This window comes from Ensifer sp. Root954 (assembly GCF_001429005.1).
Taxonomy (GTDB): Bacteria; Pseudomonadota; Alphaproteobacteria; order Rhizobiales; family Rhizobiaceae; genus Ensifer; species Ensifer adhaerens.
The window spans coordinates 9,768-21,886 of sequence record NZ_LMJM01000027.1; the positions used below are offsets into that span (position 1 = coordinate 9,768).

A 12,119-nucleotide genomic window follows, 5' to 3' on the forward strand; every position below is an offset into this window, starting at 1 on the left:
GTCTGGACGTAACCGCGCGCCACCGAGCGCACGGCGCGGCCGATCTGCGAATAGGCTTCGTCATTGAGGTTGGCGAAGGAGACGCGTGCCGACCAGCTCGGCGCATCGAAACCCGAGCCGTTGAGCAGCACGATGCCGTGGTCCTCGGCAAGCCGGAAGGGAATGTCGAGCGGGTGGATGTTGTCCTTCACCCAGGTGACGACATCCTCGCCGACATATTTGCGCAGCCAGAACTCGAAGTCGATGATGCCGTAATAGTGGTCGAAATAGATGCCCGGATTGGACTCGACCCCCATGCCCTCGATCAGGTTCCAGAAGCGCTTGGTGCAGATGGCGATGCAGGCCTTCTGGTAAGCCTTCTCGACGTCCATCAGCTCGACCAGGCCGAAGAGCGTCATCATCACCTGCTGGGGCAGCGACAGGCCGGCGGTGTGGTTCAGCGCCACGTCGCGGCTGTCGGCGACGATGCGGTCGATGAACTTCACCTCGCGCGGCTTCGGCGTCATCGCCTTGTAGCGTTTTTCGAGGAGCTTCTGGATCGGTTCACCATGGGCCTTGATCTTCTCGTCGAAGATGTTGTCCTCGGCGACGGCAATGACGCCGAGGCGCCAGCCGGTGCAGCCGAAGTACTTCGAATAGGAGTAGACGCCGATCGTGTTGCGCGGCAGATGCCCAAGCAGCGACTGGAAGCCCGGAACGAAGGTGCCGTAGACGTCGTCCGTCAGCACGATCAGGTCGGGGCGCTTCTTGTTGACGAGGTCGACAAGGCGCTTGATCGAATCCGGATCCATCGCCACGGCGGACGGGTTGCCGGGGTTGACCAGGAACAACGCCTTCACCTTGGGGTTCTCCAGCGCCTTGATGTCTTCGTCGGTGAACTGGAACCGGTCCTCCTGCTCGGCGCTGACGTTGATGGTCTTGAGATCGTAGTCCTCCAGCTCCGGCATTTCGAGATAGGGCGTGAAGATCGGCGTTCCGAGCGCGATCGTGTCGCCGGCGTTAAGCAGGCGGGCGTTCTTCAGTGCCTTGAAGATGTAGCACATGGCGGCGGTGCCGCCTTCGACCGGGTAAAGGTCGAACTTTGCCTTCGGTCGGTGGCCGGCGCACATCGCCCACATCAGGTATTCGTGGGTGATGATCTCGTTGTGGTGCAGCGCCCGATCGGGAACCGGATAGTTGTCGCCGATGATCGAGTCCGTGAGCTCGTGCACGAAGGCGTCCGCATCGAAGCGGAAGGTGGTGATGGCGTAGTTGACGGCGTCGGAAAGCGTCTTTGCCGGCGGGATGCCTTCATCCTCTTCGTCCCAGTCGGCCGTGTTCTGCAGCAGCTTCTTCGTCCACTTTTCGAACCGCGCGTGGGCGCCGTCCTTCGGCGGCATGCCGGCCACACCGGCCTTCGGGTCGTAATAGGCGCGCTTGGCTTCCGTCAGCGCAAACTGGCCGAGCAGGAAGAAGGCTTCGCGAGCGCGTGTCGCCGTCCAGTTCGGGTTGCCGCGGCCGGCATTGAGGAAAGCCTTGGCGGATTTCTGTGAGCTCGACTTGGCGAGCTTGATCAGTTCGTCCTTGATTTCGAACGGGCTGAGATCGGATAGGCTGTCGTAGAAATTTCTGTCCAACATGGTCCACACTCCCTGTGATCTATGCATTTTGAACGATGGTCGGCTTCGCCCGTTCGCCTCAGGCGAGCATGATGACGATGACGAGGCCGAAGATGGTCAGCAGCGTGTTTCCGATGGCGTAGGGCATGCCGTAGCCGAGCGCCGGCACCTTGCTCTTGGCCGCCTCCTGGATCATGCCGAGCGCTGCCGTCGTCGTTCGCACACCGGCGCAGGCGCCAAACAGGATCGCCGGGTGGAACTTGAAGACATAGTGGCCGAGGAGCACCGAAGCGATCATCGGGATCGACGTGGCGACCACGCCCCAGATGAACAGCGAAATGCCGACCTCCTGCAGGCCCGCGACAAAGCCCGGGCCGGCGCCGATCCCGACGACGGCGATGAAGATGTTGAGGCCGAGCGTGTTCATCAGCCACAGCGCCGGTGACGGGATGCGGCCGAAGGCGGGGTAGGTGGTGCGCAGCCAGCCGAGCACGAGGCCCGCCAGAAGCGCGCCGCCGGAGGTCGAAAGGCCGATCGGGATGCCGCCGATCGTGATCGTCAGCGCACCGATCATCGCGCCGATGAAAAGCCCCCAGCCGAGAAAGGCGATGTCGGTCGTCTCGACAGGCCGGTCGGCAAAGCCGAGCGCCTTGATCGCCGCTTCGACATGGCGTTTCGCGCCACCGATGGTGACGATGTCGCCGCGCTCGACCGTCGTCCCGGGCAGCACCGGGATCTCGACCAGCGAGCGGATGATCTTGCGAGCATAGACGCCGCGCGCCCAATCCATGGTGCTGACTTCCGCCAGCGTCTTGCCGGCGAGCGCCTTGCTGGTCACGTAGACATCGAGGACTTCGGCTTCCGCGTTGAGCAGCTCCTTGTCCTCGACCTCGAGCAGCTTGTTGTCGAGGTTTTCGACGAGCAGCGAACGCCGGCCCGAAAAGGCGACGACGTCGCCCGGCTGCAGCACGGTGTTGCCATCGGCCTCGATGATCTGGTCGCCGCGCCGCAGGCGCTCGACGAAGACGCGGATCCCGGGAAGGATGTCCTTCACCGGTTTCCCGGTGAGCCCGCTTGCCGCGTCGACGCGATAGGCCCGGAGGCCGAAGTCGTGATAGGCGCGGGTAATGCCGGGCTCGCTGCTTTCGCTGCCACCGCCGAGCTTGGCCTCGTATTCGCGGCAGGCCGCCGGAAGGTCGATGCCGAGAAGCTTGGGACCGAGCTGGGCGAGGATGATCGCCGAGCCGATCGTGCCCCAGATATAGGTCACCGCATAGGCGATCGGGATCTGGTCGGCAAAGGTCTTGGCCTGCTCCGGCGTCAGCCCGAGCGAATTGATCTGGTCGGTCGCAACCCCGATTGCAGCCGAGATCGTCTGCGAGCCGGCATACATGCCGGCGCCATAGCCGAGCGGCAGCCCGGCAATCAGCGCGCAGAGATAGGGAACGACGAGGCACAGCACCAGCACGGAGAGCGCAAAGGCGATCTGTTTCGGTCCATCGGTGCTCAAGCCCCGCACGAATTGCGGCCCGACGCCGTAGCCGACGGCGAAGAGGAAAATCAAAAACAGGGTGGATTTCAGGTCGCCGGAAACCTGGATACCCAGCTGTCCGATGAGAACGCCCGCAAGCAGCGTGGCGGTGACATTTCCAAGGTTGAACCCCGCGACCTTGATCGGACCGATGAGGAAGCCGATGCCGAGGGCGAGGAAGACGGCGACAGGCGGATAGGTCCGAAGCGTGTCGACGAAGAAATCAATGGGATTCACTGATGCTATTCCCTTCTGAAAGTTGAGTTGCCGTCACTTCATTTCGGGATCTGCGCGGCTAAGTTGAGCTTGTTTCCGAGGCTTGTCGATGCCCAATCTTAATCCCGGCAATTGTCGCTTCGGTCGTCGAAATTCTCAACGGGCATAGGGTTACGTGAGCGTAACGTATGTTACATTTCAGCGTTTTTACTTGGGGTTGGGGATCGAGGCCGCCGCGATGTGTCGGTCGCATTCGATCGCAAGACCGCGGCACTGGCCCGGATCGCGATGGCACTTCAACTCTGGTGTTGTAATTCGTAACGTTATCTCCCAACGTGAGGCATGAGGCGTTTTCTCTTGGTTATGCCTGGAAAAGTTGCTGGGCACGGAACGGCGCGTCTTGCTGCTTGCGATAGGGGCGGCAGAATTTCGAGGGCTTGAGAAAAAAGCGGTGTCGTCTCCGCAAGGCGGCCGGTTCGTAAGGTGACGAGGAGGGGAAGCAATGATGGACGAGGTTATCCGAAGGCTCGGCGCACTTGGCGTTCAGCTCCCGACGCCGCCGAGGCCGCTCGGCGCCTATCGCGCGGTGATCGAGGCGGGTGAGATGCTTCATGTTTCGATGCAGGGGCCATTGCTGGACGGGCGCTTCGTGCATACGGGGCTGCTCGGGCGCGATGTGACCATCGACGAGGGGCGCAAGGCCGCAGAGTTGGCAGTGCTCAACGCGCTGGCGCAGATCCATGAGCATCTCGGCCGTTTCGAGCGTATTCGCCAGATCGTCCGGCTGGAGGGACATGTCGCCTGCACTGAGGATTTCCTGGAGCACCCGAAGGTACTCGACGGTGCTTCCGAGCTTCTGGCGGCCGCCTTTGGCGAAAGGGCTGGCCATGTTCGCTCCGTCTGCGGCGTGCGCAACCTGCCGGGCAACGCCTCTGTCGCGGTGACGCTGACGGCCGAACTCTTGCCGCCGGAGTTCTGAGGTAGCACGGCACGTCTTTTAGCGTGGTCGCTATCGCGGGCGTCGGATTGTGTCCGGCGCCCAATTTTTGGCTTGCGCTACGTAATGTTATTTTATAACAAATCTCGCATGACGAAACGCCGCATGTTGATAGATCCCTCCCGCCTGTGTCGTGCGGTTGTCTCATCCGCCGATTCATGCGAGGAAGGCGTTGATGGTGCTGCGTCCGCGACAATGCGGAAGCGGCTGAAAAGGGAACACGGAACGGACGACCCTGATGGGGCCGAGACCGTGGCTGCCCCCGCAACTGTGAGCGGAAAGCGCATTCACACCATGTCACTGGTCGAAGACCGGGAAGACGTGGATGCGCCACGACCCGCGAGCCAGGAGACCTGCCATCGAACCGATCAACCACAACGGACGGGGTGTTCCGATGGAAAAGAACTGGCTTTCATACGACGGTTTTCCGTCCTCTTGCCGCTTCGCCATCTCTTGCCGTCAGTCCGGCGGAGGGCAGGAATGGCTGAGCCGAATTTCCGACAGCACAAGATAACGGTCTGCACCGATTGCCGCTTCACCGGCGGCCCATGCGTGCCCGGTGCCGAGCTGATCAAGCGGCTCAACCTGAGCATCGCAGCGCTCGGCGCACCGCTCGATCGCGATTTCTCGATCGCCGGAACGGTCTGCATGGCGGCCTGCACGCGGCCCTGCACCATCGCCTTCCAGGCGACGGGGAAGGCGACCTATCTCTTCGGCGACGTCTCGCCGGAAGAGGACATCGACGATCTCGTGCGCTTTGCCACAACCTATGCCGAGCGTGGCGATGGCATGACGCGGGCGGCGGAACGGCCGCGCGGGCTGAAAGGCAAGACGCTTGCCCGCATTCCCGCGGCGATGCTCGTCTCCGAAGATCTTGGCGGGCACTTCCAATGAGGTCGCGCAGAGGAACGAACCCATGAGCTGCAACGCAACGGGTGCAGCCCTCACGGTCGAGGGCCTTCGCTGGGGGCCGCGTTCGGGCCTGACGCTGGTCAACGACATCGGCTTTGCGATCGCGGCCGGCAGCCGGCTTGCGATCCTCGGGCCGAATGGCGCCGGCAAGACCTCGCTTCTGCGCTGCCTCTACCGGGCGGTGCAGCCGAACGCCGGCCGTGTTTCGGTCGATGGCGTCGATCTCTGGTCGATCTCAGCGCGCGAGGCGGCAAGGACAATCGCCGTCGTCTTGCAGGAGATGCCCGGCGATTTTCCCTTCAGCGTGCGCGACGTCGTGATGATGGGACGCATTCCGCGGCGGGAGGGCCTGAGCGGCTGGAACGATTTCGACCGCGAGCGGGTGCAGCATGCGCTCGCGCATCTCGATCTCGCCCATCTTGCCGGTCGCCAGTTCTCGACGCTTTCGGGCGGTGAGAAGCAGCGGGTGCTGATCGCCCGCGCGCTGGCGCAGGAACCGCGCATCATCATCCTCGACGAGCCGACGAACCATCTCGACATCCGCCACCAGCTCGAAATCCTCGAGCTCTTGCAGACGCTGAAGCTGACAATCGTCTCGACGCTGCACGACATCAACCTCGCCGCCGAGTTTGCGACAGATGTCGCGATCTTGACCGCCGGGCGGCTGACGGCCTTCGGCCCGCCCGAAGAGGTGCTCAGCCCCAGCGAGCTTTCGGCCGCCTTCGGCGTCACCGCCACCGTTCACAATGCCGCTGCCGGCGGCGCCCGCTTTTCCTTTTCACTTCCTCGACAGGGATCGATTTCATGAAGATCAATATTGCCCCATTTTCCCTTCTTTTCGTGCTTGCCGCCGCCACGCCGGCGCTCGCCTATCCGGTCACCGTCAAGAGCTGCAACCGCGAGGTGACCTTCGACGCGGCGCCGAAGCGCGCGATCGCCAACGACGTCAACCTGGTGGAGATGATGCTGGCGCTGAGGCTCCAGGACCGCATGGTCGGCTATACCGGCGTTTCCGGCTGGAAGACGCTGGACGAGAAGCTGCGCGAAGGCGTCAAGGAACTGCCGGAGCTTTCGGAGAAATATCCGATCAAGGAAGTGCTGCTCAACGCCGATGCCGATTTCCTCTTTGCCGGCTGGAACTACGGCATGAAGGTCGGCGGCGAGGTCACGCCCGAGACATTGGCGCCCTTCAAGATCGGCGTCTACGAGCTGACCGAATCCTGCATCCACGTGATGGCCAAGCAGAAGCCTGATATGAACGACATGTTCGTCGATCTTCTCAATCTCGGCCGCATCTTCGGCGTCGAGGATCGCGCCGAGACGCTGGTTGACGGCTATCGCCGCCAGCTTGCCGAAATCACCAAGGCGACCGCCGGCAAGGCTAACCCGACGCGGGTCTTCGTCTATGATTCCGGCGAAGAGAAGCCGTTTACTTCCGGCCGCTTCGGCATTCCGACGGCGATGATCGAGGCCGCCGGCGGCGCCAACATCATGGACGACGTGGAAAAGAGCTGGGTGGAAATCTCCTGGGAACCGGTGATCGAGCGCAACCCGGAAGTGGTGGTCATCGTCAACTACGGCGAGGTGAAGGCCGAGGACAAGATCGCCTTCATGAAGAACAATGCGGCCTTCAAGAATGTCGATGCCGTCAAGAACGATCGCTTCGTCGTGCTCGATTATGTCGAGGCGACGCCAGGCCCGCGCAACATCGACGCCATTGCCAGGCTTGCCAAGGCCTTTCAGGGCGAGGGCCTGTAAGCGATGCTGGCTGAGGATGCGTCGCCTGGTCCCGTCGCCGTTTCACGCCTAGCGCCGGCACGGGCGCTGAAGGCGGGTGCCGGTCTCATGACGGCGCTTTTGCTGCTGGCCTTGACCGTCACGGCCGGCGTATCGCTCGGCTCGGCGCCGATCCCGGTTGCGACCGTCTGGTCGATCATCGCCAGCAAGATTTCGCCGGGCAGCGTCGAGGCTTTCTGGTCGGCGGGGCGCGAGAGCATCGTCTGGGACGTGCGCCTGCCGCGCGTCATGCTGGCGGGCCTCGTCGGCGCCGGGCTGGGGCTGACTGGCGCCGTGCTGCAGGCGGTCACGCGCAATCCACTTGCCGATCCGCATCTGCTCGGCGTTTCCTCCGGCGGCGCGCTCGGCGCGATCGTGGCGCTGCTGCACACCGGCATGATCCTCGGTCTTGCCACGGTGCCGCTCTTTGCCTTTGCCGGCGCGCTGCTCGCAACCGTGCTCGTCGCCTTCGTCTCCCGCGTGCTCGGCAGCAGCGCCGACCGTCTCGTGCTGGCCGGCGTCGCGGTCGCCTTCGTCTTGACATCCGTCGGCAACCTCATGATTTTCCTTGGGGACCCGAGGGCGACCCATACGGTCATCTTCTGGATGCTCGGCGGTCTTGGCCTGGCGCAATGGTCGCAGCTCGTCTATCCCGGCGTGGTGCTTTTCGCCTCCCTCGGCTGGCTGATGATCCGGGCGCGCGAAATCAATGCGCTCGCCATGGGCGACGAAACCGCGATGACGCTCGGCATTCCCGTGCGCCGCTTCCGGCTGACGCTGTTCGTCGTCACCGCACTTCTGACCGGGGTGATGGTCGCCTTTTCCGGCGCGATTGGTTTCGTCGGGCTGATGGTGCCACATTTCGTGCGGCTTCTGGCCGGCAGCGACAACGTGCGGGTCATTCCGCTCTCGGCCTTCTTCGGGGCGCTGACGCTCATCCTTGCGGATCTGGCCGCCCGCGTCATCATGGCGCCGGAGGACATGCCGATCGGCGTCGTCACCGGGCTCGTCGGCGGCATCGCCTTCATTGCCATCCTGAAGCGACGCGCGTAAGGCGGGTAGGAACACGTTATGGACAAGGGCCGGTTCCGGCCTATGTGTTAGCGCAGCCGAGGGATCGGCGATTGGCCCGCATGAGGAGCATATGGCGAACGAAGCTGACATCTGCACGCCGCAGGACGTTCTGAATTTCTGGTTTGGCGAACTCACCTATGACGACTGGTTCGGGACGAGCCACGAACTCGACCAGGCCTGTATCCGCCGCTTCCAGGCGTCGCACCTGGCGCTGGCCCGTGGTGTCGACGAGATCTGGCGCGCGAGCCCGGAAAACCGGCTGGCGGCGATCGTGCTTTTGGACCAGATGCCGCGCAACATGTTTCGCGGCACGCCGCTCGCCTTTGCCACCGATTGCCTGGCACTGCACGAGGCCAAGCTCGCCGTTGGCGCCGGTGCCGACATGGCGATCAAGCCGGAATGGCGCGCCTTCGTCTATCTGCCCTTCGAGCATTCGGAAAACCTTACCGACCAGACCATGTCGGTGAAGCTCTTTGCCGAGCTCGGCGATGCCGATTATCTCGACTATGCCATCCGGCACCGCGAGGTGATCGAGCAGTTCGGTCGTTTCCCGCATCGCAACGCCTTCCTGGCGCGGCCCTCGACGGAGGCCGAACTTGCCTATCTGGCGCAGCCCGGCGCCGGTTTTTAACGGGAAAGCGGGCGCTGACGGGGATTTATCGCCGTTCTTTGCATCTTTCCGCCGTCTTTCGTATTCACATCGAAACGTGAAGACGGCCGGAGCGATTCCGGACCACGGTCTCAATCTGCAAGGATCATGAAATTGCGTTCTGTCGGAAAACTGCCCGCCATTCTCGTCTGCCTGCTGGCGCTTGCCGTGGGCGGCCCGGTCATGGCCCAGAAGGCGGCGCAGCCGACAGCGCAACAAACCGCACAGGCAAACGGGCAGGCGGGCCAGAAATCGGCACAGCCGGCGCAATCGCCGCAAGGGGCACAATCGTCCCAGACCGCCGCCCAGCCTGCTGCCGGCAAGCCGGCGCAGGAGGCGCAGCCAGCGGAGAACGGGGCGACCCCCGGTGCCACGGCGACAACCACACAGCCTGCCCAGAATGCCCAGCCGGCGGCCGATGCCTTGCCGGCGGATGCGACGCCGCCGGCCCAGAGCCAGGCGGCCGAGCAGCTGACCAAGGCCGACGAGGAACTGAAGGGACTGACCGAACGGGTCGAGAAAGCCAAGGACGACGACATCGTGCTTGCCGACCTCAAGGTTCAGGTCGACGCGCTCGCCAAACAGATCATCGGCGTTTCGGTTTCGACCCGCCCGCGCCTCGACGAAATCAAGGCGCGGCTGACCGAACTTGGCGATCCGCCGGCCGAGGGGCAACCGCCCGAAGCCGACATTGTGACGGCCGAGCGCAAGCGGCTGATGGCCGAACGTGGTGCCATCAATGCGCTGACCGGCGAGGCGGAAGGCCTGTCGGTGCAGGCGACGAAGCTCTCCAACGCCATTACCGCGACAAGGCGCGCGCTGTTTTCCAATACGCTCCTGAAGAATACCGAAGTGTCGACCGGAATGTTCGACGACGCGCTGACGGCGACGGCGGACGAGACCCGGGTGCTGTCGCGCAGCGTCGGTAGCTGGCTGAGCTTTGCCTGGAACTACAAGCGCGTGCCGCTCCTGACGGCGCTGTTCCTGTCGCTGCTGGCGGCGCTCGTGTTCCTTTCCGGCAGCCGCAGGCTCTTTCGCCCGCTGATCGAGCATGACATTACCGATGAGGAGCCGAGCTACTTCCGGCGGCTCTCCGTCGCATTCTGGTCGACACTGATCCCGACCATCGCGTCGGCCGCCTTCGCGGTCTCGAGCTTTCTGTTCCTGCGCGGCTTCAACGTGCTGCGTTCCGATATCGCACCGATCATTGCAATCACGCTCGGGGTCGCCGTCGTCGTCTTCTTCGTGACGAGGCTCGCTCAGGCCGTGTTGTCGCCGCGCGATTCGCGCTGGCGGCTCGTCCGGGTTTCCGATCGCGGCGCGCGGATGCTGATGATCGCGATCTTCGCCATGGCGCTGGTCAACGGCCTCGACTACCTCTTCGGCGGCGTCAGCGAGGCGCTCGGTTCGCCTGTCGTCCTGACCGTCGTCAAGAGCTACATTGCCTCCATCGTCATCGGCCTCATCATCATGGCTTCGGCCTGGATCAAGCCGACGCTCAGGAAGGATGAATCCTTCGATGCCCATGGCCGCGCCTGGCCGCGGGTGGTGTCCTTCGCGCTGCTCGCGACCGGCGCCTTGCTCATCATTGCCGCTGTGTCGGGCTATGTCGGTCTTGCCCGCTTCATCGCCACGCAGATCATCATTACGGGCGCGATCCTCGTCACGATGTATATCGGCATCCTCACCGGCCGGGCGGTTGCCAAGCAGGGCGCCTTTGCGGAGACCGCCGCCGGGCGTTATCTCGAGCGGCGCTATAATCTCGAACAGGTGGCGCTCGACCAGATCGGCCTTGCCGCGGGCCTCAGCATCTACGCGCTGGTCGTGATGTTCTTCATCCCGCTGATCCTCTTGCAGTGGGGCTTCCAGGTCGCCGACATCGAGTCCTGGGCCTACCGGATGGTGACCGAGATCAAGATCGGCTCGATCACGATTTCGCTGGTTGGCATCCTCGCCGGCATCCTGTTCTTCGCGCTCGGCTACGCCGTCACCCGTTTCGTGCAGCGCTGGATCGACGGCAACATCATGGCACGCAGCCGGGTCGATGCGGGCGTGCGCAACTCGATCCGCACCGGCATCGGCTATACCGGCGTCGGGCTTGCGGGGCTGATCGGCCTGTCGGCGGCCGGCATCGACCTCTCCAACCTCGCGCTCGTTGCCGGTGCTCTCTCGCTCGGCGTCGGTTTCGGCCTGCAGAATATCGTCTCGAACTTCGTTTCGGGGCTCATCCTGCTCGTCGAGCGCCCGTTCAAGGTGGGGGACTGGATCGTCAGCGGTACGACGGAAGGTTTCGTCAAGCGCATCTCTGTCCGCGCGACCGAGATCGAGACCTTCCAGCACCAGTCGATCATGATGCCGAACTCGCTGCTCATCAACGCCTCGGTCGGCAACTGGACGCACCGCAACAAGCTCGGCCGCTCCGAAATCGCCATCACCGTCACCTATGCCAGCGAGCCGCGCCGGATCATGGAGCTGCTCGCCGAGATCGCGGCCGCCCATCCCATGGTCTTGAAGAACCCGTCGCCGAGCGTCGGCTTCACCGCCTTTGGCGATGACCGCATGACCTTCGAATTGCGCATCTACGTGGCCGACGTCCTGACCGGCGGCGGCGTGCGCAACGACCTGCGTGTCTCGATCTACGAACGCTTCCGGGACGAGGGCATCGGTGCGCCGTTCCCGGTCAAGATCGAGGACGTGCCGGTCGAGGACCAGACCGGCATCGAAAGCCACCACCCGGAAGAGGTCGGCGAGCCGAAGGGCGCCACCTCCGCCGAGGAAAGGGCCGCAGCCAAGTCTGCCGCTTCGGACAAGAAAACTGCCGCTGCGGCGCCGCTCGACGAGGAGCGCGAAGTGGAGGGGGCAAGCAGCCGCCGGAGCGCAAGCCGCCGGGCAAACCCAAACCGCTGATAAACGGACCGTTCAGCCACTATTCAGCCGGCCTGCCATAAAAAGCATGCAATTCTTCTGGTGACCGACTACGCTGGTCATCGGCTGAAGAGGTGGCCGGCGCAGCGTCGCGTAACCGACGGGGCGGCCGGCTCGGCAAGAGGGCGGCGCGTCTGGCGTCGATGGGCGATGAAGAAATTTGTGATTGCTTTGCTTTCCGGTTTGCTGATGGCCGGCGCGCCGATGGCCGGTGCTGCCAGTGCCGCGACTGTCACGAACAAGGACAGCGAGACCGCCGTTCTGATCGTCGTCGAGGGTGAAAGCCGTGTGGAAGTGGCGATCGCATCCGGAGCGACCGAAATGATCTGCCCCAGCGGCTGTTTCGTCACCGCGCCGAGCGGTGACCGCATCGGCCTGCAGGGCGATGAGAACGTCGAGATCGTCAACGGCAACGTCGTCGTCAAGTAACCTTTCATTCCG

10 protein-coding genes and 1 riboswitch are annotated in these 12,119 nt (G+C 63.7%); of the genes, 8 read left to right on the forward strand and 2 right to left on the reverse strand.

Features of this window, described 5'->3' with window-relative positions:
• Positions 1 to 1,619: bifunctional aspartate transaminase/aspartate 4-decarboxylase (locus ASE71_RS35170; protein ID WP_082620424.1), on the reverse strand; the 1,619-nt coding region annotated here is incomplete at its 3' end.
• A 58-nt stretch (positions 1,620 to 1,677) separates the two neighbouring features.
• Positions 1,678 to 3,366 (reverse strand): aspartate-alanine antiporter, encoded by a 1,689-nt coding sequence (gene aspT, locus ASE71_RS21955; protein ID WP_226020693.1) that lies wholly within the window; start codon positions 3,364 to 3,366, stop codon positions 1,678 to 1,680.
• 481 nt (positions 3,367 to 3,847) lie between these two features.
• Here aspT and ASE71_RS21960 point away from each other — a divergent pair, with 481 nt between their 5' ends.
• The 8 genes from ASE71_RS21960 to ASE71_RS21995 all read left to right on the forward strand — a co-directional run bounded on the left by ASE71_RS21960 (position 3,848) and on the right by ASE71_RS21995 (position 12,107).
• Positions 3,848 to 4,324, forward strand: coding sequence for a RidA family protein (locus tag ASE71_RS21960; RefSeq protein ID WP_200949942.1), 477 nt, complete (start codon positions 3,848 to 3,850; stop codon positions 4,322 to 4,324).
• A gap of 177 nt (positions 4,325 to 4,501) precedes the next feature.
• Positions 4,502 to 4,718, forward strand: a riboswitch (cobalamin riboswitch).
• Between the two features lie 104 nt (positions 4,719 to 4,822).
• Positions 4,823 to 5,236: a DUF1636 family protein gene (locus tag ASE71_RS21965; RefSeq protein ID WP_034788085.1), complete on the forward strand. Its 414-nt coding sequence runs from the start codon at positions 4,823 to 4,825 to the stop codon at positions 5,234 to 5,236.
• A gap of 22 nt (positions 5,237 to 5,258) precedes the next feature.
• Complete coding sequence (locus ASE71_RS21970; protein WP_034788088.1) at positions 5,259 to 6,062, forward strand: ABC transporter ATP-binding protein; 804 nt, start codon at positions 5,259 to 5,261, stop codon at positions 6,060 to 6,062.
• Positions 6,059 to 7,012, forward strand: a complete 954-nt coding sequence (locus ASE71_RS21975) for an ABC transporter substrate-binding protein (protein ID WP_060520575.1) — start codon at positions 6,059 to 6,061, stop codon at positions 7,010 to 7,012. The genes ASE71_RS21970 and ASE71_RS21975 overlap by 4 nt, the downstream gene beginning before the upstream one ends.
• Before the next feature lie 87 nt (positions 7,013 to 7,099).
• On the forward strand, positions 7,100 to 8,083 hold the full coding sequence (locus ASE71_RS21980) for a FecCD family ABC transporter permease (protein ID WP_060520775.1): 984 nt from the start codon (positions 7,100 to 7,102) through the stop codon (positions 8,081 to 8,083).
• Positions 8,084 to 8,174: 91 nt separating this feature from the next.
• Positions 8,175 to 8,735: a DUF924 family protein gene (locus tag ASE71_RS21985; protein WP_060520576.1), complete on the forward strand. Its 561-nt coding sequence runs from the start codon at positions 8,175 to 8,177 to the stop codon at positions 8,733 to 8,735.
• A gap of 126 nt (positions 8,736 to 8,861) precedes the next feature.
• Positions 8,862 to 11,660, forward strand: a complete 2,799-nt coding sequence (locus ASE71_RS21990) for a mechanosensitive ion channel family protein (protein ID WP_082566457.1) — start codon at positions 8,862 to 8,864, stop codon at positions 11,658 to 11,660.
• Positions 11,661 to 11,828: 168 nt separating this feature from the next.
• Entirely contained in the window at positions 11,829 to 12,107 is a 279-nt protein-coding gene (locus ASE71_RS21995) for a hypothetical protein (protein ID WP_034788099.1), read from the forward strand.
• Positions 12,108 to 12,119 lie beyond the last annotated feature (12 nt).